The organism is Micromonospora sp. CCTCC AA 2012012, assembly GCF_040499845.1.
In the GTDB taxonomy this organism is placed as follows: Bacteria; Actinomycetota; Actinomycetes; order Mycobacteriales; family Micromonosporaceae; genus Micromonospora; species Micromonospora mangrovi.
In genome coordinates, this window is record NZ_CP159342.1 from 6,160,201 (window position 1) to 6,185,139 (window position 24,939).

The window sequence follows — 24,939 nt, forward strand, 5'->3', positions numbered from 1 at the left end:
CCTCCTGGAGTCCCCCATGCGTGACGTGGTCGAGATCGGGCTGGGCAAGACCGCGCAGCGCGGCTACCACCTGGACGACATCGCCATCGTGCCGAGCCGCCGCACCCGGGACGTCGACGACGTCTCTACGGCGTGGCAGCTCGACGCGTACCCGTTCGGCATCCCCTGCGTCGGGCACCCGTCGGACGCCACGATGAGCCCGGCGTCGGCGGTCCAGCTCGGCCAGCTCGGCGGCCTCGGCGTGCTCAACGTCGAGGGCCTCTGGACCCGCTACGAGAACCCGACCAAGGTGCTGGAGGAGCTGGCCGCCCTCGACGAGGACGCCCGCGCCACCAAGCGGCTCCAGGAGGTGTACGCCGAGCCGATCCGCCCGGACCTGATCGCCGAACGGGTCCGTGAGCTGCGCGCCGGTGGCGGCACGGTGGCCGTCCGGGTCTCGCCGCAGCACACCCTGGCGCTCGCCCCGGTGATCCTCGACGCGGGCGTGGACATCCTGGTCATCCAGGGCACCATCGTCTCCGCCGAGCACGTCTCCACCACCGACGAGCCGCTGAACCTCAAGGAGTTCATCGCCGACCTCGACCTGCCGGTCATCGTCGGCGGCTGCACCGACTACAAGACGGCGCTGCACCTGATGCGGACCGGCGCGGCCGGCGTGATCGTGGGCATCGGCGGCGACGACTGGTCGACCACCGAGTCGGTGCTCGGCATCCGGGTGCCGATGGCCACCGCGATCGCCGACGCCGCCGCGGCCCGCCGGGACTACCTCGACGAGACCGGCGGCCGGTACGTCCACCTGATCGCCGACGGCGACATCCAGACCTCCGGCGACATCGCCAAGGCGCTCGGCTGCGGCGCCGACGCGGTGATGCTCGGCGAGGCGCTCTCGCTCTGCGCGGAGGCCCCGGCCGGCGGGGCCTGGTGGCACTCCGCCGCCAGCCACCCGTCCCTGCCGCGTGGCGCGTTCGAGGTCGCCGGCGAGCCGCTCGGCTCGATGGAGCAGCTCCTCTTCGGCCCCGCCGACGAGCCCGACGGCCAGCTCAACCTCTTCGGTGGCCTGCGCCGCGCGATGGCCAAGTGCGGCTACCGCGACCTCAAGGAGTTCCAGAAGGTCGGCCTGGTCCTCGACCGCTGACCGACGCCGACGGCGCGGGTACGGATTCCGGTCCGGCCCGCGCCGTCGCGCAGCTACGCTCGGCGGATGAGCCGGGGGCGGTGGTACGCGGCGGCGCTGGCCGTGGCCCTGCTGCTCGGCGGCTGCACGCACGCCGACGACGGGCGGTTCCGACCCGGCGCGACCGACGCCGGTGACCCGTACGTGCCGGGGGCCGGCAACGGCGGGTACGACGTGGGCCACTACCGGCTCGCGGTGCGGTACGACCCGGCCGACGACCGGCTCAGCGGCGAGGCCGGGATCACCGCCACGGCGACGACCGGGCTGTCCCGGTTCTCCCTCGACCTCGCCGGCCTCACCGTCGAGCGGGTCCGGGTGGACGGTGCCGAGGCGAGCTACCGGCACGAGGGCAACGAACTCGTCGTCACCCCCGCGCGCGGGCTGCCGGCCGGGAGGACGTTCACCACCGAGGTGACGTACGGCGGGGTGCCCAAGGCGCTGCCCAGCGGGGAGCTGGGCGTCGGCGGCTTCCGGGCCACCCCGGACGGCGCGATCGCGCTCGGCCAGCCCGAGTCGGCGAGCACCTGGTTCCCGGTCGACGACCACCCCCGCGACAAGGCCACCTACGACATCGCGGTGACCGTCCCGGCCGGACTGGCGGCGCTGAGCAACGGGGTGCCGGGCGGGACGGCGACCCGGGACGGCTGGACCACCTGGCGCTGGTCGGAGCGCGCGCCGATGGCGAGTTACCTGGCCACCCTGGTGATCGGGGACTACCGGGTGTCGACCGGCACGCACGCCGGGAAACCGTTGGTCACCGCGGTCTCCGCCGCGCTGCCGGCGAACGGGCCGGCCGCCGCCTCGATCGCCCGCACCGGCGAGGTCGCCGACTTCCTGGCCGCCCGGTTCGGCCCCTACCCGTTCGACGCGTACGGCGGGATCGCGGTGGCCGAGGAGAGCATCGGGTACGCGCTGGAGAGCCAGTCCCGGCCGGTCTACGGGCCCGGTTTCTTCCGCTCCGGCCGGCCGAACACCGAGGTGGTCGCGCACGAGCTGGCGCACCAGTGGTTCGGTGACAGCGTCTCGGTGGCCCGGTGGAGCGACATCTGGCTGAACGAGGGCTTCGCCACGTACGCCGAATGGCTCTGGGACGAGCACGACGGCGGCCGGAGCGTGGCGCAGGCCGTGGCCACCGAGTACGCCGCCACCGACTGGACGCGCCCCTCGGTGGACCCCGGCCGGGCCGGGCTGTTCGGTCCCGCCGTCTACCAGCGCGCCGCGCTGGCGGTGCACGCGTTGCGCCGGGCCGTCGGCGACGCGACCTTCTTCCGCATCCTGAGCGGCTGGGCCGCCGAACGCCGGGGCGGGAACGCGACCACCGCCGACTTCGTCGCGTACGCCGAGCGGGCCGCCGGCCGGCCGCTGCGTCCGCTGCTCGACGCCTGGCTGACCGGGCGGACCGCGCCCGCCCTGCCGTGAGACGGCGGCGACGGCCGCTGGCGTAGGCTGCCGCGGTCGGAGCGGCCGGCGTCGGCCCTCCGTTCCGGGGAGGGGTCGAGGCGATGACGCGGGCGCGACGGAGTGGTCGAGGGAGCGTGGGGCTGCTGCTCGCGGCGGCGTCGGTGCTGGCCGGCTGCCAGTCGTCCGACGCCGGGCAGGTCGCCCCGACGCCGGGACGGTCCGTGCCGGTGACCCCCCGGAGCTTCGCCCCGGGCGCGGCCGGCGTCGGCGACCCCTACTTCCCGACGTACGGCAACGGCGGCTACGACGTCGCCCGCTACACGGTGAAGGTCCGTTACGACCCGGACTCCGACAAGCTCACCGGCACCACCACCGTGCAGGCCACGGCGACGACCGACCTCTCCGCGTTCCACCTGGACCTGGCCGGGCTGACCGTGCGCTCGGTGACGGTGGACGGGGTGAAGGCCCGCCACAAGCGGGAGTCCGACGAGCTGGTGGTCACCCCGGCCACCGGCCTGACCTCCGGCAACGGCTTCGTCGCCGAGATCCGGTACGACGGTGTGCCGGCCGCCCTGCGCAACGAGGTGCTCGGCGAGGGCGGCTGGCTGCACACCTCGGACGGCGCGATCGCGCTCGGCCAGCCCGAGTCGGCGAGCACCTGGTTCCCGGTCAACGACCACCCGTCGGACAAGGCCACCTACGACTTCGAGATCACCGTGCCGGACGGGCTCACCGCGGTCAGCAACGGCGTGCCGAAGGGGAAGACCCGGCCGCAGAAGGGCTGGACCACCTGGAAGTGGTCGGAGGGCTCGCCGATGGCCAGTTACCTGAGCATGGTGGTGATCGGCCGGTTCCGGGTCACCACCGCCGAGCACAAGGGACGGCCGGTGTTCAGCGCGGTCACCACCGGACTGGCCGAGGGCGCCCCGGACCGCTCGGTGGCCCGGACCGTGGAGGTGGCCGACTATCTGGAGAGCGTCTTCGGGCCCTACCCGTTCGACGCGTACGGCGGGGTGGTGGTCGCCGACGCCCGGATCCGGTACGCGTTGGAGACGCAGAGCCGGCCGGTCTATGCGGCGAGCTTCTTCCGGCGCGGCGACAACGCCGGGGTGGTCGCGCACGAGCTGGCCCACCAGTGGTTCGGCGACAGCGTGTCGCTGGCGAAGTGGCAGGACATCTGGCTGAACGAGGGCCTGGCCACGTACGCGGAGTGGCTCTGGGCGGAGCACACCGGCGAGTCCACCGTGCAGCGCGCCTTCGACCAGCGGTACGCGTCGTCGCCGAGCCGGGTGTGGCGTACCCCGCCGGGGAAGCCGGGGGTGGAGAACCTCTTCGGCGAGTCCGTCTACCAGCGCGGCGGGATGGCGCTGCACGCGCTGCGGGTGGCCGTCGGGGATGACGCCTTCTTCCGCATCCTGCGCACCTGGGCGGCCGAGAAGAAGGACGCGAACGGCACGACCGCGGATTTCGTGGCGTGTGCGGAGCGGGTGTCGGGGAAGAAGCTGGGGAAGCTCTTCGACGCCTGGCTCTACGGCACCGAGCGCCCCGCCACCCCGAAACCCCTGTGAGCGCTCAGCTGCGGACCCGCAGCGTCGGGTGGGTGTCGAGGAACGGCTCGGTCCGTTCGGCGGCGAGTTCGGTGAGGAACTGGCGGCCCACCGGGAGGAGCTGCTCGCCCCGGTAGGCGGCGCCCTTGCCGACCGCGTCGCCGGGGAGGGCGACCAGGGTCAGGGCGTCGGCGGGCAGCCCGCCGAGGGCGTACGCGAAGTCGACCAGGGCCCGCCCGCCGCCGGCGTAGACGAGCGTCTCGCCGAGGGCGCCGACCACCTGCTCGACCCGGGCCGGGTCCCGGGCCAGCCCCTGGTCGAGGATCTTCCGGGCCAGGGCGCGGAGCAGTTGCTGCTGGTGGCGCTGCCGGGTGTAGTCGCCGCCGGCGGTGTAGCGCTGCCGGGCGTAGTCCAGCGCCTGCCAGCCGGTCAGGTGCATGTCACCCGGCAGATAGACCATCTGCGGACCGACGTACCCGCCCGGACCCTTGTCCCGGTAGGTCCCGTCCGGCTTGCGGTGGATCGAGGCGACCCGCTGGTCGATACGCAGGTCCACCCCGCCGAGGGTGTCCACCAGCTTGTCGAAGCCACCAAAGGTGATCACCGCGCCGGCGTCGATGCGCAGCCCGGTGTACCTGGTGACCGTGGTGCGCAGCAGCTCGTACCCCTGGGCGGTGCTGGGGTGGGCCTTGTCGCCCGGCACCCGGCTGCCGTAGCTCATCGCGTGGGTGAGCTTGGTCCGGCCGCCGGGGTAGCCGGCCTTCGGGTAGGCCGGGATGTCCACCACCAGGTCGCGCGGGAGGGAGAAGAGGTACGCCCGGTCCAGCCCCTTGGTCACGTGCAGGACCAGCACCGAGTCGGCGTGCGGCTCCCAGCCGGGCACGCTGATCCGGGTGTCGACCCCGACGAGCAGGAGGTTCAGCGGCCCGGTCAGGTCGGCCCCCGGCGGCGGGGTGGGGCTGACGGTCAGTGGCACGGTGGTCGGTGACGGCGTGGGGGCGGCCGGGCCGGCGACCGGCGCGGGGGTGTGCCGCCCGGCCAGCCGGGTGGCCACGACCGCACCGGCGGCGACCAGGAGTACGGCCACCAGGGCGGCCAGCCCCAGCAACCAACGCCGTCGTGGCTGCGCCGTGCCCTGCGTCATCGACCGACCTCTTCCCCCGTGGATTGGACGCGCTGGACCGGTCGAGAGGTTCCCGGGGCGGTCGAGCGTTCTGCATGATCCCGAAAATCTCGTGCTGGCGCGATGGCTACCCGTCGGTAATGATGCGTCCATGCGGTACGACGTGCTCGTCATCGGTTCCGGCTTCGGCGGCAGCGTCACCGCGCTCCGGCTCGCCGAGAAGGGCTACGCGGTCGGGGTGCTGGAGGCCGGGCGGCGCTTCGCCGACGACGAGTTCCCGCAGACCTCCTGGCGGGCCCGGCGCTTCCTCTGGGCGCCGAAGCTGGGCTGCTACGGCCTCCAGCGGATCACCCTGCTCCGCTCGGCGGACCGGCGCTCCGGCGGGGGAGTGATGGTGCTCTCCGGTGCCGGGGTGGGCGGCGGCTCCCTGGTCTATGCGAACACCCTCTACGAGCCGCTGGACGCCTTCTACGCCGACCCGCAGTGGCGGGACATCACCGACTGGCGCGACGAGCTGGCCCGCCACTACGACCAGGCGAAGCGGATGCTCGGGGTCACCACGTACCCGATCGTCACCGGCGCGGACCGGGCGATGCGCACGGTGGCCGAGCGGATGGGGGTGGCCGACACCTTCCACGCCACCCCGGTGGGGGTGCACATCGGCCGGCCCGGCGAGCGGGTGCCCGACCCGTACTTCGGTGGGGCCGGGCCGGAGCGGACCGGCTGCACGCACTGCGGCTCCTGCATGACGGGCTGCCGGCACGGCGCGAAGAACACCCTCGTCAAGAACTACCTCTGGCTGGCCGAGCGGCTGGGTGCCCGGGTCCACCCGCTGACCACGGTCACCGCCGTCCGCCCGGCCGACGGCGGCGGCTACGCGGTGCACACCGAGCGCACCGGCGCCTGGCTGCGCAAGCGGCGCGAGGTGTTCCACGCCGACCAGGTGGTCTTCGCGGCCGGCGCGCTGGGCACCCAGCGGCTGCTGCACGAGATGAGGTCGACCGGCGCGCTGCCACACCTCTCCGCCCGCCTCGGCGAGCTGACCCGGACGAACTCGGAGGCCATCCTGGGCGCGTCGGTGCCCCGGCAGCGGGCCCGGCGGCGGGGTCTGGACTTCACCGAGGGGGTGGCGATCACCAGTTCGTTCCACCCGGACCCGCAGACCCACATCGAGCCGGTCCGCTACGGCAAGGGCTCCAACGCGATGGGGCTGCTCCAGTCGCTGCTGGTCGACGGCGGGCCGCGCCGGGTGCGGCGCTGGCTGGGTGACATCGCCCGGCATCCCGGCCTGGCCGCCCGCATGCTGTCGGTGCGGGGCTGGTCGGAGCGGACCGTGATCGCCCTGGTGATGCAGTCGGCGGACAACTCGCTCACCACCCGGTGGCGGCGCGGGCTGTTCGGTCGCCGGCTGGTCTCCGGCCCCGGTCACGGCGCGCCGAACCCGACCTGGATCCCGGCCGGCAACGACGCCGTCCGGCTGCTCGCCGAGGAGATCGACGGTACGCCCGGCGGGGCGGTCACCGAGCCGTTCAACATCCCGATGACGGCGCACATCCTCGGCGGGGCGGTGATCGGCGCCTCCCCGGCCGACGGGGTGATCGACCCGTACCACCGGGTGCACGGGCATCCGGGGCTGCACGTGGTGGACGGCGCGGCGGTCTCGGCGAACCTGGGGGTGAACCCGTCGCTGACCATCACCGCCCAGGCGGAACGGGCGATGTCCCTCTGGCCCAACAAGGGGGAGGCGGATCCGCGTCCGCCGCTGGGTGAGGCGTACCGCCGGGTGGAGCCGGTCGCCCCGCACCGGCCGGCGGTGCCGGCGCACGCCCCGGGGGCGCTGCGCGGCTGACCGGCGCGACACCGCCGGGCGATCCGCCACGCGGAACGCCCGGCCCGCGCCCGGCCCGGCGGTGCCGGTCGGTAGGCTTTCTGCACATGAGCACGCCTCGCCCCGTCCTCGTGGTGGACTTCGGAGCCCAGTACGCCCAGCTCATCGCGCGCCGGGTGCGTGAGGCGCGGGTCTACTCGGAGATCGTCCCGCACTCCATGCCGGTCGCCGAGATGCTGGCGAAGAACCCGGCCGCGATCATCCTCTCCGGCGGCCCGTCCAGCGTCTACGCTCCGGACGCCCCGCAGATCGACGCCGGCATGTTCGACGCGGACGTGCCGGTCTTCGGCATCTGCTACGGCTTCCAGGCGATGGCCCAGGCGCTCGGTGGCACGGTCGCGCGGACCGGCAACCGCGAGTACGGCGGCACCCCGCTGCGGCCCCGGCTCACCGAGCCGGGCGTGCTGCTCCGCGACCTCCCCGCCGACCTGCCGGTCTGGATGAGCCACGGCGACGCGGTGACCGAGGCCCCGGCGGGCTTCACGGTGACCGCCGAGTCGGCGGGCGCGCCGGTCGCCGCCTTCGAGGACCTGGCCGGTCGCCGCGCCGGGGTGCAGTTCCACCCGGAGGTGGGGCACACCGCGCAGGGCCAGGAGATGCTCAAGCGCTTCCTCTACGAGATCGCCGGCATCGAGCCGACCTGGACCGCGTCGAACATCATCGACGAGCAGGTGGCCCGGATCCGTGAGCAGGTGGGCGACAAGGAGGTCATCTGCGGCCTGAGCGGCGGGGTGGACTCGGCGGTCGCCGCCGCGCTGGTCCACAAGGCGGTCGGTGACCAGCTCACCTGCGTCTTCGTCGACCACGGTCTGCTGCGGGCGGGCGAGGCCGAGCAGGTGGAGAAGGACTACGTCGCGGCCACCGGCATCAAGCTGAAGGTGGTCGACGCCCAGGAGCGGTTCCTCGGCGCGCTGGCCGGGGTGACCGACCCCGAGCAGAAGCGGAAGATCATCGGCCGGGAGTTCATCCGGGTCTTCGAGGCCGCCGCCCGGGAGATCGCCTCGCACGGCGACGTCGAGTTCCTGGTGCAGGGCACCCTCTATCCCGACGTGGTGGAGTCCGGTGGCGGCACCGGCACCGCCAACATCAAGAGTCACCACAACGTCGGCGGCCTGCCGGAGGACCTGAAGTTCGCCCTGGTCGAGCCGCTGCGCACGCTCTTCAAGGACGAGGTCCGGGCGCTCGGTCTGGAGCTGGGGCTGCCCGAGGCGATGGTCTGGCGGCACCCGTTCCCGGGTCCCGGGCTGGCCATCCGGATCATCGGCGCGGTCGACCGGGAGCGGCTCGACCTGCTGCGCCAGGCCGACCTGATCGCCCGGGAGGAGCTGACCGCGGCCGGTCTGGACCGGGGCGTCTGGCAGTTCCCGGTGGTGCTCCTGGCCGACGTGCGCAGCGTCGGCGTGCAGGGCGACGGGCGCAGCTACGGGCATCCCGTGGTGCTGCGCCCGGTCTCCAGCGAGGACGCGATGACCGCCGACTGGTCCCGGCTGCCCTACGACGTGGTGGCCCGGATCTCCACCCGGATCACCAACGAGGTGGCCGAGGTGAACCGGGTGGTGCTGGACGTGACCAGCAAGCCGCCGGGCACCATCGAGTGGGAGTGACGCCGGATCACGCGGCGGCCGGCGGCTGAGGCTCCGGCCGCGGCGTGGGTCCGGGCGTGGGTCCGGTCCCGGGCTGCGGGGCCGGCCACGCCGGCGGCACGGTCGGCGGGCCCTGCGGCGCGGCGCCCGCCGGGTGCGGCCAGGCGGGTGCGCCGGTCGGCTCCTCGGGCATCAGGAACCACATGATCGGGTACGCCAGCGCGGCGACACCGCCGGTGAGCAGGGTGCCGACCGCGAAGATCACCCGGACCAGGTTCGGGTCGACGGCGAAGTAGCGGCCGAGGCCGCTGGCGACCCCGGCCACCATACGGTCGGTGGTCGGTCGCCGGAGCTGCTTGTACGGGGCCTGAGGGGTGCTCGTGGAGGTCATGTCCCCACGGTTGCTCGCGGTGGGGCGGGCGACCTCGGTGAAGGCCCGGACTCATACCCTGATCGATCCCTGAGGCACCAGCAAAGAGTCAGGAATCTGACACTCTTCGATGGAGGTAACCCCACGAGGGGAGAATTTCCTCCCGTGACCACCTTGCTGGAGCCGCTCCGCAGGATCGCGGCATACGCAGTTTGTGCAGATCAAGACGGCCGAGTGTTGCTGGTCCGCGCATCGGAGCGCTCCGGCACCCCCGGCATCTGGTCGCTGCCCGGCGGGGCGGTCGACCACGGCGAGGACCCGAAGCACACCGTCGTCCGCGAGACCGCGACGGAGACCGGCCTCTCGGTCGCCGTCTCCGGGCTGGCGGACGTGCTCGCCGACATGCGGGCCCTGCCCGAGCGGGGCATCACCATCCACACCGACCGCCTGCTCTACACGGTCTCGGTACGGGGCGGGACGCTGACCGAGCGGGTGGACCGGCCGACCGACCTGGCCCGCTGGTTCACCCTGGACGAGGCCCGGGCGCTGCCGCTGCGGTCGTTCACGGCGCGTGCCCTCGGGCTCCCCGCCTCCTCGGCCGACGTGCCGCCCGAGGAGGTCCCCGAGTTCCCCTCCTTCTACGCCGTGCCCAACCCGGACGGGCTGCACCGCGCGCAGCGCTTCGCCGCGTACGCCGTGGTCACCGACCCGGAGGAGCGGGTGCTGCTGACCCGGGTGTCGGACGGCTACCCGGGCGCCGGCTGCTGGCACCTGCCCGGCGGCGGCACCGACTACGGCGAGCAGCCGGGCGCGGCGCTGATCCGCGAACTGGTGGAGGAGACCGGGCAGACCGGCCGCCTGGTCGAGTTGCTCGGCGTGGCCAGCCACCGGGACGCCGCCTCGCTCGGCCCGGAGGGCTACCCGATCGACTGGCACGGCGTCCGCGCCTTCTACCGGGTGGTCGTCGACCAGCCCGCCCCGCCCCGGGTCACCGACGTCGGCGGCTCCACCTGCGAGGCCCGCTGGTTCCGCCGCGAGGAACTCGGCGCCCTGCCCACCGACCGCCTCACCGAGGTCACCGCCGAAGCGGTCCAGGCCGCCCGCCTCCTCTGACCCCTCGCCCTCCACACACCTTCTCCGGCGATCATGAGGTTGACGGCACGGGACGGCTGTTCCGGTGCCGCTAACCTCATGATCGACGAGAGTGATCGCGGGCGAGTGGGGCGGGGGAAGCGTGGAGGAGCGGCGGCGGGTCGGGGCGTACGGGGTGTGCCGGGACGGGGAGCGGGTGCTGCTCGCGCGGGGGTCGGCGATCTCGGACTTCCCGGGGGCGTGGCAGTTGCCGGGCGGCGGGGTGGAGCACGCCGAGCACCCGGAGGTCGCCGTGGTGCGGGAGTTCGCCGAGGAGACCGGGCTGACCGTCGAGGCGACGGGGCTGCGCGGGGTGGTGGCGGACGTCACCCGCTATCCGGACCTCGGGGTGGCGCTGCACACCGACCGGGTCATCTACGACGTCACACCCCGTTCCGGGACGTTGCGGGACGAGGCGGACGACACCACCGACCTGGTGCGCTGGTTCACCCCGGCGGAGGCGGCCGAGGTGTCGTTGCTGCCGTTCACCGCCGAGCTGCTGGGCCTGCCGGTCGTCCCGCTGCCGGCGCGCGCCGGCCGGGAGCCGTTCGGGCCGCCACCCACCGACCGCCGCCAGCGCTTCGCCGCGTACGGCCTGGTCAGCGACCCGGCCGGGCGGATCCTGCTTACCATGATCGCCGAGGGGTACCCGGGCGCGGGGAAGTGGCACCTGCCCGGCGGGGGCACCGACCACGGCGAGCAGCCCGCCGCCGGCCTGCTGCGTGAACTGGTCGAGGAGGCCGGCCAGCTCGGCCGGGTGGTCGACCTGATCGCGGTGGACAACCTGCACAACCCGGGCGCGCTCGGCCCGGAGGGACGCCCGCTGGACTGGCACGGGATCCGGGTGATCTACCGGGTCCTGGTGGACGCGCCGACCGAGGCGCGGGTGACCGAGCTGGCCGGTGGGTCCACCTCCCGCGCCGCCTGGTTCACCCCGGAGCAGGTGGCCGGGCTGCGGCTGACCGACGTGGCGCTGCTGGCAACCGGACGGCGGGGCAGCTAGCGGCCGCTCGCCGAGCCGACGTGGCCCACCTCCGGTAGAGTCAGAAGCCGGGGTTGGTGAGATAACGGGCGATGAAGCCCGAGACGGGAATAAAGAAGCGGTTCGTGCGGTTACGGGAGTTATAAGTACCGCCGGCAGCTATCGCCAAGCCCCATTCCCTTGTGCAATGGTGTACTCCGCTAACGGCTGCCGGGCCACGAAAGGTCCGGCACGAGACAGCCGGACACCCGCCCCGCAGGGCGGTCAGCCGATCCGGTGATGGAGGAAACGTGCCGAGAGCCCCATGGCGCCGGCGTCGTACGACTGACAGTCCGCGCCCCGCAGGGCGTCGCTGGGCGGGCCCACTGCGCCGCAGCAGCACCCTCGCCCGCCAGGTGCTTCTGGTCCGGGTGGGTCGCCGTGACGGCGACACACTGCCCGGCACCGGCCTGGTCGTTCCGGACCACCGCTACGCCGACCGGCAGCGCCGTCGCTACGGCCGCAACCGGTTCGACCGCGCCGAGGTCGAGGCCGTCATGCCGGTCAGCCCGGCCCTGGCCCCCGCCGCGCCGGTCGACGACTCGCCGGCGATGTCCATCCCGCTGCTCCCCGGCGAGCGCACCGCCGCCCGCCGGATGAAGTTCGCGCTGGTCAACGCCTGCACGCTGAGCAGCCTGATGCTCGGCATGCTGGCCATCTTCCTGGCCATGCAGGGCGAGACCCGCATCGCCGCGCTCTGCCTGATCGCCTGCGTCGCGTTCGACGGCCTCGACGGCGCGCTCGCCCGCAAGCTCGGCGTGGCCAGCCCGTTCGGCGCCCAGATGGACTCCCTGGCCGACATGTGCTCGTTCGGCCTCGCCGCCCCGGTGGTGGTCTACGCCTCGCTGGCCGGGTCGGTTCCGCCGGCCGCCGCCGCGGTGGCCTGCGCCCTGGTGGCGTCCTGCGCCGCGATCCGGCTCGCCCGGTTCAACGTGTCGCCCAAGGACGGCCGGTTCTTCTGCGGCGTACCGACCACCATGGCGGCGGCCGTGCTGGCCCTCACCGTGGCGATCGGGCTGCCGGTCCCCGGCCTCGTGCTGGTCGGCGGGGTCGCCCTGCTGGCCTTCGCGATGGTCTCCAGCTTCCCGTACGCCAAGCTCGCCCGGCTGGTCAAGATGCCGCCGTGGCTCTGGCTGGTCCCGGTGGTCGGCGCGCTGGTCGACATCCGGCTCACCTTCGCCCTCGTGGTGGTGGGCTACCTGGTCAGCGGCCCGCTGCTCTGGCTGCACCAGCGCCGCACCGCCTGACCCGCACCACTCAGCAACGCAGCAGGGGCGCCGCACTCGCGGCGCCCCTGCTGCCATCTCCAGGGTCAGACCCAGCGGGCGATGACCGTCGACCCGCCGACCACCTTGTCGCCGGGCCCGACCAGCGGCTCCGCCTTGTCGACCGGCAGGTAGACGTCGGTCCGCGAGCCGAACCGGATCAGCCCGAAGCGCTCACCCCGGGCCAGCAGCGCGCCGATCGGCGCCCGCTGCACGATCCGCCGGGCGATCAGGCCGGTGCGCTGGGCCACCACCACCGTGCCGTGCTCGGTGTCCAGCACCGTGTAGGCGGCCACGTTGTGCTCGGCGTCCGGCTTCATCGCGTTGACGAAGCCACCGTCCGCGACGAAGTAGTCGACTACCTTGCCGGCCACCGGCGAGCGGTTGACGTGCACGTCGAGCACCGACAGGAAGACCGCGACCCGCAGCCACTCGCCCTCGCCGAAGCGCTCGTCGTGCAGCCGCTGGACGGAGAGGACCTGCCCGTCGGCGGCGGCGACCACGGCCGACGGGTCCTCCGGGACGTCCCGCTCCGGGTCCCGGAAGAAGGCGGCCACCGGCGCGGCGGCCAGCGCCGGCAGCAGCCAGAGCTTCGACTTCGGTCGGGTGACCTTCGCCAGCGCGGCCAGGCCGAGGGTGATGCCGGCGGCGGCGACGCCGTTGGAGTCGATGTGCATGCCCCGGGTCAGCGGCACGCTCGACGGCCGGTACGCCGGCGACAGCCGGGCCGCGACGGCCGCGCTGGTCGGGGTGAAGCGCAGGTGGTGCACCCGTACCGGCGGCGTGTTGCGCAGCACCAGGTCGGTGCGGACACCGTGCAGCACCGACTGCCGGTCCAGCTCGGCGGCGGCGCCCTCGGTGCGGAAGATCGGCGCGGCCACGCTCAGCACGGCGCCGTCGCTGAGGTACTTCGACAGGCCGTCGACGGCCACCCGGGCCTCGTCGGCGGTCCCGGTCTGCGGCTCGGCGGCGATGACCACCTCGGCGGCGTCCGCCTCGGCGAGGGTGTCGACCACGCGTACCCGGTCGGCGACCCACCGGCCCTGGGCCGACACGTGCTCGCGCAGGCCGGCGGCGGAGGAGCCCTCCGCCGGGACCACGGTGAGCCGGTCGCCGGGCAGCAGTGCCTCGACCGCCGCGGCCAGGACCGCGGACTCCGGGGTCGCGCCGACCAGCAGGGCGGCCTTGGGGTCGTTACGCCGGGCGAGCTCGGTGACGAGGGTACGGGCGGCGCGCTCGCCGAGGCGGACCGGACCGGACGGGCCGGTGGTGCGCACGGCGGGGGACTGGGTCATGTCGGGCGGGCTCCTGACGGGGTAGAGACGGGCACTGCGGCGGGACCGCCACGGCGAACTGCTCGGCGTGGCCGCGGTCGAGGCTCGGCGGACGGGCCGGCCGGGAACGGGCGTGCCCCGGCGACCTGGCGCCCCGGCCGCGGCCGGGCCACACGGCGTGGGCCGGCCGGCGGAGGCGGAATCTCCACCAGTCAGCATAGGCGGCGTTCCGGTACGCCCGCACCGCCGTCGTCAGGCCGGTGGCCGCTCCCCGTCCGGTCGGCCGGGTGCCTCGCCGACGGTGGGCTGCTCCCGGGTCACCGCCGCGTCGTCGCCCGTACGCGGCTCGCGTTCCGGCGCCCGCTCGTCGACGGGTGGAACGGGTGACCAGCGTGGATCGCCGTCCGGGTCGTCGGCCGGGCGGTCCCGCACCGCCTCGACCGGCACGTCGTCGACGGCGTCGGTGCTCCACTCGTCGGCCCGGGGCGGTACGGGCGCGCTCCACTCCCGGGGCTCCTCGTAGGACGCCGACACGGTGGCGTCGGCCGGTGTCCCCCGGTCGGCGGGCCGGCCGGACCGGAGCGCGCCGAGGAGGCCGAGCAGGCCGACCAGCAGCAGCGCGCCGGCGAGGAACCAGCCGACCGGGGGCAGGGTGAGCCCGAGGATCTGGGCGAGCAGCCACCAGACGGAGAGGGCCAGGAAGGCCAGCCCGAAGGCGAACGAGACGAGGTCGGTGCGGTGCGCCTTCACCGGGTCACCTCCAGGTTGCCGGCGTTGACGTGGACGATCAGGCGGAGCTTGCCGCCGCCGGGCCCGTCGGGGCCCACGTCGGTGCTCTCCCGGAGCTTGCCCTCCAGCCCGCCGGAGCGGTTGCCGAAGACGGTGGCGTCCCCGGCGTTGACGTCGGCCAGGGTGGTGACGTCGACGTTCGGCGGCACCACCACGGTCGCCTGCCCGAAGTTGATCGCCACGGTGATCTGGGTTTCCTTCTTGTCGAAGTCGACGCCGCGCAGGTCGAGCACGGCGTCACCGAAGTTGTTCTCGTACCGGCTCGCCAGGTCGCGGTAGTCGGTCGGGGCCCAGGTGACGTCGCCGTCGACCCCGCGTACCCGGTCGTAGGACTCGGCGACGGTGGCCACGCCGAGCGCCGCGGCGGTCACCAGACCGAGCGCGATCAGCCAGCGCGCCCGGCCGAACCAGGTGCCGACCAGCAGGCCCAGCCCGATGGTGGCCAGGGCGGCGGCGAAGTAGCCTGCCGCGCTGACCGGGAAGACGTCCAGCAGGTCGAGGACGGCGACCAGGCCCAGGGCCAGGAAGATCAGCGAGAAGGTGACCGCACCGAGCGGGGAGCGCTCCTTCGGCCGCTTGGGCGGCTTCGGGGGCCGGGCCACCGGCGGGGCCGGCGGGTACGGCCCGGCGTACGGGCCGTGCGGGGCGAACGGGGCGCGGTAGCCGGTGGGCGGCAGCGGCGCGGTCACCGGGGGCACCAGCGGCGCGGAGGTGCCGCCGGTGACCCCGCTGGTCGGCGCGGCCGGCCACGCGGCCGGGTCGCCCGGTCCTGTCCCGATGGCCGGTCCCGTCCCGAGGGACGGTCCCGCCGAGGTGGTGGGCTCGCCGGTTCCCGGCCAGGTGCGTGGCTCCGGCGCCGCCGACCAGGCGGGGGACGCGGGAGCGGGTTCAGCCGGAGCGGCCCAGCCGACCGGCCCGGTCGACGCGGAGCCGACGGGCGTGACCGGGCCGACCGGCTCCCCGGCCGTCGGCATCCCGGGCCAGGTCGGCGCGGCCGGTGCGGTCGCCTCGACGCGGCCCGGCCAGGACGGCGCCCCGGCCGGCTGGGCCGAGGGACCGGTGGGACCGGACCAGGAGGCGCCGGGACCGAAGGAGGGCGTGCCGGGACCGGCCGGGGGACCGGCCGGACCGGGTGCCGGCCAGGCGACCGGTGGCACCGGCCCGGGCGGCACGGGGCCGGCACCGGGCGGGGTCGGCGGCCGGACCGGCCCCCGGTGCTCGCGGTTGAGCAGCAGCGCCCCGCCGATCAGGATCGCCGCGCCGAGCAGGACCGCGCGGAACGCGTCGGTGACGATGTAGCCGAAGCTCACCGCCACCAGGATGCTGAGCACGATGACGGTGACCGGGGACATGCTGGAGCGGCCCCGGCCGAGCATCGACTCGACCGGGGAGGCGGTGTCACCCTCGCCCGGGATGATCAACCAGGCGGTCACGTACACCAGAATGCCGATACCGCCGAAGAAGCCGAGCACCGCGAGCAGCACCCGCCACAGCACCGGGTCGGTGTTGGTGGCCCGGCCGATCGCCGCGCAGACGCCAGCCAGGTAGCGGCCCTCGCGGGGGCGGACCAGCCCGTACCGGGAGGTGAAGCCGGCACCGCCGGGCGGTGGGGCGTACCCCGGTGGGGGGAGATCGCCCGGTGCGGAGCCGGCAGCCCAGGCGGGGCCGCCCGGCGGGGGCGGGTCGGCGGGTCCGGCGCCGGTCGGTGCGGGGGGCGGTGGCCCGTCCTGCGGCGTCGCCCCCGGCAGGGGCGGGCGGGCGGCATCCTCGGTCATGCTCTGATCCTGCGTCGCCCGCCGCCCGAACGTCCTCAGGAGGCGACCCTGACCCCACCCTGAGATCCCGGCGGTCCGAATGTCGGGGGCGTCCCCGTGGTCCCGGGCCCCGCGGACGTGTGACGATCGAACCGGCGCCGGCTTGCCCTGCCCGCGCCGTCGTCCCCGACCCGGGAGCCTCCGATCACCAGCACCGTGACCCCGCACCCGCCCCGCCTCTACCGGGCGCCCGAGCACCGGATGGCGGCCGGCGTGGCCGCCGGCATCGCCGAGCACCTCGGCATCTCGGTGGTCCGCGTCCGGGTCGCCTTCATGGTGCTGCTCGGGCTGAGCGGGCTCGGCCTGCTGCTCTACGCGGCCTTCTGGGCGGTCGTCCCGCTGCGGCCGGGCGACACCGCCGTCCCGCCCCGCCGGGACATCGGCCAGCTGCTGCCGTTCGTGGCGATCGGCCTCGGCGTCCTGCTGATCCAGGTGATGGTCTTCGACTCGGTGGGTGCCGCGGGCACCGCCGGCTGGCTGGTTGCGATCATCGCGGTCGGTGCCGGGGTGATCTGGCACCAGTCCGCGCCGGAGCGCCGCCGGCAGTGGGGCGAGTCGATGCCCGTGCCGTGGCTCGGCGCGGTGGTGGAGGAGAGCGACCGGCGGGCCTTCGTGCTCCGCTTCATCGGCGGCGGGGTGCTGGTCGCGGTCGGCATCATCGGCGTCGCCGCGGTCTACTCACCGGCGCAGAACTTCGACGCGGTGATCAACGGAGTGATCTTCGCGCTGGTCGGGCTGGCCGGCGTCGGCGTGGTCGCCGCGCCGGTGCTCTGGCGCACCTGGAACCAGCTCCGTTCCGAACGGGAGGGGCGGATCCGGGAGCAGGAGCGCGCGGAACTGGCGGCGATGGTGCACGACCAGGTGCTGCACACGCTGGCCCTCATCCAGCGCAACGCCAGCGACGTGAAGGCCGTGCAGCGGTTGGCCCGTGGGCAGGAACGGTCGCTGCGGAACTGGCTCTACAAGCCCACCGCCTCGCCGACCGAGCGGTTCGCCGCCGCGCTGGAGCAGGCCGCCGCCGAGGTGGAGGACACCTTCGCGATCACCGTCGAGGCGGTGGTGGTCGGGGACCGGGAGACCGACGAGCGGGTCGGCGCGCTGGTCGCCGCCGCGCGGGAGGCGCTGGTGAACGCCGCCCGGCACGCCGGGGTGCAGACCGTGTCGCTCTATGCCGAGGTCGAGCCGGATCAGGTCAGCGCCTTCGTCCGGGACCGGGGCAAGGGCTTCGACCCCGATACGGTGGAGGATCACCGGCACGGCGTCCGCGGCTCCATCGTGGGGCGGATGAAGCGGCACGGCGGCCGGGCGGAGATCCGGTCGAGCCCGGGGGAGGGGACCGAGGTCCGGCTGATCCTCCCGATCAGCGGCGCCGGCTCCACGACGGAAAAGGACAGGTGACATGGCCGAACACGGACCGGTCGAACAGGTGCAGGCCCGGGACGGGCGGCTGCGGGTGTTCCTCGTCGACGACCACGCGATGTTCCGGGCGGGGGTCCGGGCGGAGCTGGGCGCACACGTCGAGGTGGTCGGGGAGGCCAGTACGGTGGCCGACGCGGTCCACCGGATCGCCGCGACCGGCCCGGACGTGGTCCTGCTCGACGTGCACATGCCCGACGGCGGTGGCCGGGCGGTGCTGGAGGCGATGCGGCGTACCCACCCGCAGGTGAAGTTCCTGGCGTTGAGCGTGTCGGACGCGGCGGAGGACGTCATCGGGCTGATCCGGGCCGGCGCCCGGGGGTACGTCACCAAGACCATCTCGCCGGACGAGCTGACCGACGCGATCCGGCGGGTGGCCGACGGGGACGCCGTGTTCAGCCCGCGGCTCGCCGGGTTCGTGCTGGACGCCTTCGCGGCCCGGCCGGACACCCCGGTCGCCGACCCCGAGCTGGACCAGCTCACCAACCGGGAACGCGAGGTGCTCCGGCTGCTCGCCCGGGGGTACGCGTACAAGGAGATCGCCAAGGAGCTGTTCATCTCGATCAAGACGGTCGAGACGCACGTGTCGAACGTGCTCCGCAAGCTCCAGATGTCCAACCGGTACGAATTGTCCCGCTGGGCGGCGGACCGCCGGCTGGTCTGACGCCCGGGGTCGTTGACCGTTTCCGCCCAACCTCCGGGTCACTCCGGCGTCACCCGAGGTGACAAGGGGGCGTCGGGCCTCGCCCCCCTCCTCCACCCGGCCGACGATGGTGTCCGCGAGGTCGAAGTCGACATCATCCGGACGGGCAAACACGGCCGAGGTGCGGCTGATGTCCGCGAGCGTGGCGGCGGGGCCGGGAAAGCCCCCAGAGTTCGCACCCGGGCCGAGCCGGGCCATGTCGTACCTGCTCAGAGTGGTACGACCGGCGCGTTTCATGATCTTTTCTCAAGTATCGGCAACGTGCCGACCAACTAACGGCTTGATAACGGCACCTTCACGGAACGGGCCGGTGGGTGTCACAGTTGCAGCACCTCACCCCCGGTGTGGAACCCGTCGGGTCCGGCCGCCACGCACCGCCACGATCTCATGGCGGATCGTGGTTGTCGATCCCGTTCGTGTTGCCCCGAAGGTGTGGTGCCCGGCGAATCGGCGCCCCCGGGGTGTCCCGATTTCTCTGCGGTAAACCGGCGGTCCGCGGTTCGGGGCCGACGGTGGTGTCACCCCCCAAGACGTGCGTGAAACCCACGACGGAACCAGGTTAGAAAGAGGAGGCCCCTCGGAATGAGAGTCTCGAAGCGGGCGAGCGGCGCCATCGCGGTGGGCGCGGCATTCGCGCTCGTCGCGTCCGGCTGCTCGAGCAGCAGCGACGGCGGCAACGGCAGCGACGCCGGCGCCACCAAGGACGGCGCCATCACCATCCACGGCGTCCAGCCGGAGAACCCCCTGGTTCCGGCGAACACCACCGAGACCGGTGGCGGCAAGATCATCGACGACATGTGGACCGGCCTGGTCGAGTACCCGAACGACGGTGGGGCGCCGCGCAACGCGCTGGCCGAGTCCATCGACACCAAGGACTCGAAGGTCTTCACGATCAAGATCAAGAAGGGTACCAAGTTCCACGACGGTACCGAGGTGAAGGCGAAGAACTTCGTCGACGCCTGGAACTGGGCCGCCTACACGCCGAACGGCGCCGCGAACGGCAGCTTCTTCTCCGACATCGCCGGCTACGACCAGGTCACCTCGGTCGACCCGGACGACGACGGCCCGCAGAAGGCCCCGAAGCCGGCCGCCGACAAGATGTCCGGCCTGAAGGTCATCGACGACCAGACCTTCGAGGTCACCCTCTCGGCCCCGACCGCGGTCTTCCCGACCAAGCTCGGCTACAGCGCCTTCATGCCGCTGCCGGACGCGTTCTTCACCATGAAGCCCGAGGAGTTCGGCAAGAAGCCGATCGGCAACGGCCCGGTGAAGTTCGTGTCGTGGGAGGACAACGTCGCGATCAAGCTGACGCGCTTCGACGACTACAACCTGCGTGACAAGGTCAAGATCAAGGACGTCACCGTCAAGCTCTACCAGAGCGAGGACGCTGCCTACGCCGACCTGGTGGGCAACAACCTCGACTTCATGGAGACGGTCCCGACCTCCGCGCTGGCCGGCGAGAAGTACAAGGCCGACCTCGGTGACCGGGCCATGAACACGGTGACCCCGTCGACCGCGTTCATCGCGTTCCCGATCTACGACAAGCGCTTCGCCAACCCGAAGCTGCGCAAGGCCGTCTCGATGTCGATCGACCGGCAGGCCATCTCGGACAAGATCTTCTTCGGCACCCGCAAGCCGGCCGACAGCTGGGCCAACCCGCTCACCCCGGGCGCCCCGGCCGGTAACTGCACCGCCTGCAAGTTCGACGTGACCCAGGCCAAGCAGCTCCTCCAGGAGGCCGGCGGCTTCCAGGGCGAGATGGTCTTCTACTACAACGCCGACTCCAGCCACAAGGACTGGATGGAGGCCGTTGCGCAGCAGGTCAAGACCAACCTCGGCATCAACGCCCGCGCCGAGGGTGTCCCGACCTTCGCGGTGTTCCGCCAGAACATCAACGCCCACAAGATGACCGGCCCGTACCGTGCCGCGTGGCAGCAGGACTACCCGGACATCGAGAACTGGGTGAACCCGCTCTACGTCAAGGGTGGCTCCTCCAACGACGGCCTCTACAGCAACCCCGAGGTCGACGCCCTGGCCAAGGCCGCCAGCGCTTCCGCGAGCATCGAAGAGTCGCACCAGAAGTTCGGCGAGGCCCTCAAGAAGGTCGACGAGGACGTCCCGACCATCCCGGTCTACTTCTACGGCCAGCAGTCCGGCCACTCGGAGAAGATCAAGAAGCTCGAGCTGACCAACGTCGGTGAGCTGGACCTCTCCTCGGTCGAGCTCTGATCCGACCGGCATGACCCCGGGTCGGGCCCGCCACAACCGGTGGGCCCGGCCCGGGGCCGTTCCGCGAGCGGGTGTTACAACATCTCCTCGCACGCTGTCGCGAGCGGATGTCACCAACATCCTTCCTCGCACGCTGTCACCATCGTGTCGGCCGCCGACGCACCCCCTGTCTGGAGGACCACCCCATGGGCCGCTATCTCGTGAGACGGCTGCTCCAACTTGTGCCGGTCTTCATCGGCACGACGTTCCTGATCTACTGGCTCGTCTGGGCCGTGCCCGGTGACCCCTTCGCGGGCAAGTGCGGCGAGCGTCGCTGCCCGCCGGAGTACGTCGCCGCGCTCACCCAGAAGTACCACCTCGACGAGAACGTCTTCGTGCAGTACGCGATCTACATGAAGAACCTCCTCCAGGGGGACTTCGGTACGACCTACAACGGTCTGTCGATCAACCATGTCATCGCCACCGCGTACCCGAACACGCTCAAGCTGGCCGTCGTCGCCCTGGCTATCGAGGCCGTCATCGGCCTCGCCGCCGGCGTGCTGACCGGTCTGCGCCGCAACGGCTTCCTGGACAACCTGGTCCTGGTCTCCTCGCTGTTCCTGATCGCGCTGCCGGTCTTCGTCGTCGGCTTCGTGCTCCAGTGGACCTTCGGCGTGCAGTGGAAGATCGTCACGCCGACCGTCTCCAGCGAGATGCCGTTCTCCGAGCTGCTGATCCCCGGCTTCGTGCTGGGTAGCGCCTCGATGGCGTACATCGCCCGGGTGTCGCGGACGAGCATCGCCGAGAACCGGCGGGCCGACTACGTGCGGACCGCGATCGCCAAGGGCCTCCCGATGCGCCGGGTGGTCGGGGTGCACCTGCTGCGCAACTCGCTGATCCCGGTGGTCACGCTGCTCGGCACCGACCTCGGCGCCCTCATGGGTGGTGCGATCGTCACCGAGGGCATCTTCGGCATCAACGGCATCGGTCGACAGGTCTACCGGTCGATCGTCACCAAGGAGAGCGCTACCGTTGTCTCCATCGTGGTGGTGCTGGTGCTGGTCTACCTGCTGATGAACCTGCTGGTCGACCTGCTCTACGCCGCCCTGGACCCGAGGATCCGTTATGAGTGACCCCTCCGCCGCGTCGATCGTCAGCACTCCCCGCCCGGAGCAGCCGACCGAGATCGGTGCCCCCACCAACGCCGGCCTGCCGGAGAGCGCCCGCAAGGAGAAGCCGCGTGGCCTCCTCGGCGACGCGTGGCGTGACCTGCGCCGCAAGCCGCTCTTCTGGATCTCCTCGGCGCTGATCCTGGTCTTCATCGTGATGGCGGCCTTCCCGACGCTCTTCACGTCCGGCGACGCCGTGAACGGTTCGCTGAACAACAGCCTCGGCAAGCCGTCGGCCGACGCCTGGTTCGGCTACGACGTGCAGGGCCGCGACGTCTACGCCCGGACCATCTACGGCGCGCGGGCCTCGATCATCGTGGCGCTGCTCTCCGTCGCCGGCACCATGCTGCTCGGCGGCATCATGGGCATCATCTCCGGCTACCGGGGCGGCTGGGTGGACTCGGTCCTCTCCCGGATCGCCGACGTCTTCTTCGGCCTGCCGTTCGTGCTCGGTGCCATCGTCATCCTGACGACCTTCAACGGCTCGGGCAGCAACAACAGCAAGACGAAGATCATGGGTCTGGTGATCGCGTCGCTGGTCATCCTGAGCTGGCCGGTCGTGATGCGGCTGATGCGTTCCTCGGTGCTGGCCACCCGGGAGGCGGACTACATCGTCGCCGCCCGGGCGCTGGGTGCCGGCACGGGCCGGATCATCCTGAAGCACCTGCTGCCGAACTGTCTCGCGCCGCTGCTGGTCTACTCCACGATCATGGTCGGTTCGTTCATCGGCGCGGAGGCCACGCTCTCCTTCCTGGGCGTCGGTCTGAAGAGCCCGGTGGTGTCCTGGGGCATCATGATCAGCGAGTCGCAGAACTTCATCCGCGTCTCGCCGAACCTGCTCTTCTTCCCCTCCGCGTTCCTCGTCACCGCCGTGCTGAGCTTCGTCATGCTCGGTGAGGCGGTCCGCGAGGCCCTCGACCCGAAGCTCCGATAGGGGAGACTGAGTTGTCCGACATTCTCGTGTCCGAGCAGTCCGCGCCCGGCGCCGACGGATCCGGCCGCCCCTCGGGTCGGCTGCTCGAGGTCGACGACCTGCGGGTCGAGTTCCGCACCCGCGACGGCGTCGCCAAGGTCATCAACGGGGTCACGTACCACGTCGACGCAGGGGAGACCCTCGCCGTGCTCGGCGAGTCCGGCTCCGGCAAGAGCGTCACCGCGCAGACCATCATGGGCATCCTGGACATGCCGCCCGGTTTCGTCACCGGCGGTAAGGTCCGCTTCCACGGCAAGGACATGCTCACCATGTCCGCCGAGGAGCGCCGCCGCATTCGCGGCGAGGGCATCGCGATGATCTTCCAGGACTCGCTCTCCGCGCTGAACCCGGTCTTCACCGTCGGGTTCCAGATCGCCGAGCAGTTCCGGATCCGCCGCGGCATGAGCCGCTCGGACGCCAAGAAGCGCGCGATCGAGATGCTCGACCAGGTCAAGATCCCGAACGCCAAGGGCCGGTTCAGCAACTACCCGCACCAGTTCTCGGGCGGTATGCGGCAGCGCGCGATGATCGCGATGTCGCTGGCACTCGACCCCGAGGTGCTGATCGCGGACGAGCCGACCACCGCGCTGGACGTGACCGTGCAGGCCCAGATCATGGACCTGCTCGGCGAGCTCCAGCGGGAGCGGCAGATGGGCATGATCCTGATCACCCACGACCTCGGCGTGGTCGCCGACGTCGCGGACCGGATCGCGGTCATGTACGCCGGCCGGATCGTCGAGGAAGCCAACGTGTACGACCTGTACGCCAAGCCGGCGCACCCGTACACCCTGGGCCTGCTCGACTCGATCCCGCGGCTGGACGAGAAGGGGCAGGAGCTCCGCACCATCAAGGGCCTCCCGCCGAACCTCATGAACATCCCGCCGGGCTGCCCGTTCAACCCGCGCTGCCCCATGGCGCAGCCGGTCTGCCGGGAGAAGGTGCCCCCGCTGCTGCAGATCGGTGCCGGTCGGGCCAGCGCCTGCCACTTCGCCGAGGAACTGGTGAACCGTGACTGAGAACATCATCGAGGTCCGTGACCTGGTCAAGCACTACCCGGTCACCCAGGGCATCGTGTTCAAGAAGACCATCGGTCAGGTCAAGGCGGTCGACGGCGTCTCGTTCGAGCTGAAGGCGGGCGAGACCCTCGGCGTCGTGGGCGAGTCGGGCTGCGGCAAGTCGACGCTCGCCCGGGTCCTGATGAACCTGGAGAAGCCGACCAGCGGCAGCGTGTACTACAAGGGCCAGGACATCTCCAAGCTCTCCGGCGGTGCGCTGCGGCGGCTGCGCCGGCAGATCCAGCTGGTGATGCAGGACCCGTACACCTCGCTGAACCCGCGGATGACGGTCGGTGACCTGATCGGCGAGCCGTTCGAGATCCACTCCGAGGTGGCCCCGAAGGGCAGCCGTCGGGGCAAGGTCAAGGAGCTGCTCGACCTGGTCGGCCTCAACCCGGAGCACATCAACCGGTACCCGCACCAGTTCTCCGGCGGTCAGCGTCAGCGCATCGGCATCGCCCGGGCCCTGGCGCTGCGGCCGGAGGTCATCGTCTGCGACGAGCCGGTCTCCGCGCTGGACGTGTCGATCCAGGCGCAGGTGATGAACCTGCTGGAGAAGCTCCAGGGCGAGTTCGGCCTGTCGTACGTCTTCATCGCCCACGACCTGTCGGTCGTGCGTCACCTCTCCGACCGGGTCGCGGTGATGTACCTGGGCAAGATGGTGGAGATCGGCACCGAGGACGAGATCTACGAGCGGCCGACCCACCCGTACACCCAGGCGCTGCTGTCGGCGGTGCCGGTGCCGGACCCGACGCTGCGCGAGAACAAGGCGATCATCCGGCTCACCGGTGACGTGCCGTCGCCGGTTAGCCCGCCGTCGGGCTGCCGGTTCCGCACCCGGTGCTGGAAGGCGCAGGACGTCTGCGCCGAGCAGGTGCCGCTGCTGGAGATCCGGCCGGGCTCGGACCACCCGAGCGCCTGCCACTTCGCCGAGAAGCGGGAGATCGTCGCCACCCACGGCGCCTGATCACGTCCGAACCGCCTGTCGACGTCACCACGACGCCGGCAGGCGGTTCGTCGTATCCGGGGAGGGCG

At 72.5% G+C, this 24,939-nt stretch carries 20 protein-coding genes; 15 read left to right on the forward strand and 5 right to left on the reverse strand.

The window, feature by feature from the left end; translation table 11 throughout:
• Positions 1-16 precede the first annotated feature (16 nt).
• The 3 genes from ABUL08_RS27975 (at position 17) to ABUL08_RS27985 (ending at position 4,143) form a co-directional block, all read left to right on the forward strand.
• The gene (locus ABUL08_RS27975) at positions 17-1,135 is read left to right on the forward strand and encodes a GuaB3 family IMP dehydrogenase-related protein (protein ID WP_350933016.1); all 1,119 of its coding nucleotides are present in this window, start codon (positions 17-19) and stop codon (positions 1,133-1,135) included.
• 66 nt (positions 1,136-1,201) lie between these two features.
• Positions 1,202-2,593: a M1 family metallopeptidase gene (locus ABUL08_RS27980; RefSeq protein WP_350933017.1), complete on the forward strand. Its 1,392-nt coding sequence runs from the start codon at positions 1,202-1,204 to the stop codon at positions 2,591-2,593.
• A gap of 83 nt (positions 2,594-2,676) precedes the next feature.
• Entirely contained in the window at positions 2,677-4,143 is a 1,467-nt protein-coding gene (locus ABUL08_RS27985; protein WP_350933018.1) for a M1 family metallopeptidase, read from the forward strand.
• Between the two features lie 4 nt (positions 4,144-4,147).
• Here ABUL08_RS27985 and ABUL08_RS27990 read toward each other — a convergent pair whose 3' ends face one another.
• Positions 4,148-5,266: an LCP family protein gene (locus ABUL08_RS27990; RefSeq protein WP_350933019.1), complete on the reverse strand. Its 1,119-nt coding sequence runs from the start codon at positions 5,264-5,266 to the stop codon at positions 4,148-4,150.
• 130 nt (positions 5,267-5,396) lie between these two features.
• On the opposite strand from ABUL08_RS27990, the gene ABUL08_RS27995 reads away from it, so the two are divergent.
• Positions 5,397-7,094 (forward strand): GMC family oxidoreductase, encoded by a 1,698-nt coding sequence (locus ABUL08_RS27995; RefSeq protein ID WP_350933020.1) that lies wholly within the window; start codon positions 5,397-5,399, stop codon positions 7,092-7,094.
• An 86-nt stretch (positions 7,095-7,180) separates the two neighbouring features.
• On the forward strand, positions 7,181-8,737 hold the full coding sequence (gene guaA, locus ABUL08_RS28000; protein WP_350933022.1) for a glutamine-hydrolyzing GMP synthase: 1,557 nt from the start codon (positions 7,181-7,183) through the stop codon (positions 8,735-8,737).
• A 7-nt stretch (positions 8,738-8,744) separates the two neighbouring features.
• Here guaA and ABUL08_RS28005 read toward each other — a convergent pair whose 3' ends face one another.
• Positions 8,745-9,107 (reverse strand): PspC domain-containing protein, encoded by a 363-nt coding sequence (locus ABUL08_RS28005; protein ID WP_350933023.1) that lies wholly within the window; start codon positions 9,105-9,107, stop codon positions 8,745-8,747.
• 144 nt (positions 9,108-9,251) lie between these two features.
• Here ABUL08_RS28005 and ABUL08_RS28010 point away from each other — a divergent pair, with 144 nt between their 5' ends.
• From ABUL08_RS28010 to ABUL08_RS28020, 3 genes are all read left to right on the forward strand, one after another.
• Positions 9,252-10,199, forward strand: a complete 948-nt coding sequence (locus ABUL08_RS28010; RefSeq protein ID WP_350933024.1) for an NUDIX hydrolase — start codon at positions 9,252-9,254, stop codon at positions 10,197-10,199.
• A 121-nt stretch (positions 10,200-10,320) separates the two neighbouring features.
• Positions 10,321-11,220 carry an NUDIX hydrolase gene (locus tag ABUL08_RS28015; protein ID WP_350938879.1) on the forward strand — a complete coding sequence of 300 codons (900 nt, stop codon included), beginning with the start codon at positions 10,321-10,323 and terminating at the stop codon, positions 11,218-11,220.
• A 344-nt stretch (positions 11,221-11,564) separates the two neighbouring features.
• Positions 11,565-12,485 (forward strand): CDP-alcohol phosphatidyltransferase family protein, encoded by a 921-nt coding sequence (locus ABUL08_RS28020; RefSeq protein ID WP_350938880.1) that lies wholly within the window; start codon positions 11,565-11,567, stop codon positions 12,483-12,485.
• A 65-nt stretch (positions 12,486-12,550) separates the two neighbouring features.
• Here ABUL08_RS28020 and ABUL08_RS28025 read toward each other — a convergent pair whose 3' ends face one another.
• The 3 genes from ABUL08_RS28025 to ABUL08_RS28035 all read right to left on the reverse strand — a co-directional run bounded on the left by ABUL08_RS28025 (position 12,551) and on the right by ABUL08_RS28035 (position 16,341).
• A complete protein-coding gene (locus ABUL08_RS28025) occupies positions 12,551-13,798 on the reverse strand; it encodes a phosphatidylserine decarboxylase (RefSeq protein ID WP_350933025.1) in 1,248 nt (415 codons plus the stop codon).
• A gap of 231 nt (positions 13,799-14,029) precedes the next feature.
• Positions 14,030-14,527: a hypothetical protein gene (locus ABUL08_RS28030; protein WP_350938938.1), complete on the reverse strand. Its 498-nt coding sequence runs from the start codon at positions 14,525-14,527 to the stop codon at positions 14,030-14,032.
• The gene (locus ABUL08_RS28035) at positions 14,524-16,341 is read right to left on the reverse strand and encodes a PspC domain-containing protein (protein ID WP_350933027.1); all 1,818 of its coding nucleotides are present in this window, start codon (positions 16,339-16,341) and stop codon (positions 14,524-14,526) included. Before ABUL08_RS28035 ends, ABUL08_RS28030 begins: the two co-directional genes overlap by 4 nt.
• Before the next feature lie 195 nt (positions 16,342-16,536).
• Between ABUL08_RS28035 and ABUL08_RS28040 the strand changes: the two genes are divergently transcribed.
• From ABUL08_RS28040 to ABUL08_RS28070, 7 genes are all read left to right on the forward strand, one after another.
• Entirely contained in the window at positions 16,537-17,778 is a 1,242-nt protein-coding gene (locus ABUL08_RS28040) for a PspC domain-containing protein (protein ID WP_350933028.1), read from the forward strand.
• 1 nt (position 17,779) lies between these two features.
• Positions 17,780-18,460: a response regulator transcription factor gene (locus ABUL08_RS28045; protein ID WP_350933029.1), complete on the forward strand. Its 681-nt coding sequence runs from the start codon at positions 17,780-17,782 to the stop codon at positions 18,458-18,460.
• 621 nt (positions 18,461-19,081) lie between these two features.
• The gene (locus ABUL08_RS28050; protein ID WP_350933030.1) at positions 19,082-20,728 is read left to right on the forward strand and encodes a peptide ABC transporter substrate-binding protein; all 1,647 of its coding nucleotides are present in this window, start codon (positions 19,082-19,084) and stop codon (positions 20,726-20,728) included.
• A 185-nt stretch (positions 20,729-20,913) separates the two neighbouring features.
• Positions 20,914-21,840: an ABC transporter permease gene (locus tag ABUL08_RS28055; RefSeq protein ID WP_350933032.1), complete on the forward strand. Its 927-nt coding sequence runs from the start codon at positions 20,914-20,916 to the stop codon at positions 21,838-21,840.
• Positions 21,833-22,810: an ABC transporter permease gene (locus ABUL08_RS28060; protein WP_350933033.1), complete on the forward strand. Its 978-nt coding sequence runs from the start codon at positions 21,833-21,835 to the stop codon at positions 22,808-22,810. The genes ABUL08_RS28055 and ABUL08_RS28060 overlap by 8 nt, the downstream gene beginning before the upstream one ends.
• A 26-nt stretch (positions 22,811-22,836) precedes the next feature.
• Positions 22,837-23,865 carry an ABC transporter ATP-binding protein gene (locus tag ABUL08_RS28065; RefSeq protein WP_350938882.1) on the forward strand — a complete coding sequence of 343 codons (1,029 nt, stop codon included), beginning with the start codon at positions 22,837-22,839 and terminating at the stop codon, positions 23,863-23,865.
• Positions 23,858-24,871 carry an ABC transporter ATP-binding protein gene (locus tag ABUL08_RS28070; RefSeq protein ID WP_350933034.1) on the forward strand — a complete coding sequence of 338 codons (1,014 nt, stop codon included), beginning with the start codon at positions 23,858-23,860 and terminating at the stop codon, positions 24,869-24,871. Before ABUL08_RS28065 ends, ABUL08_RS28070 begins: the two co-directional genes overlap by 8 nt.
• Positions 24,872-24,939: the final 68 nt, after the last annotated feature.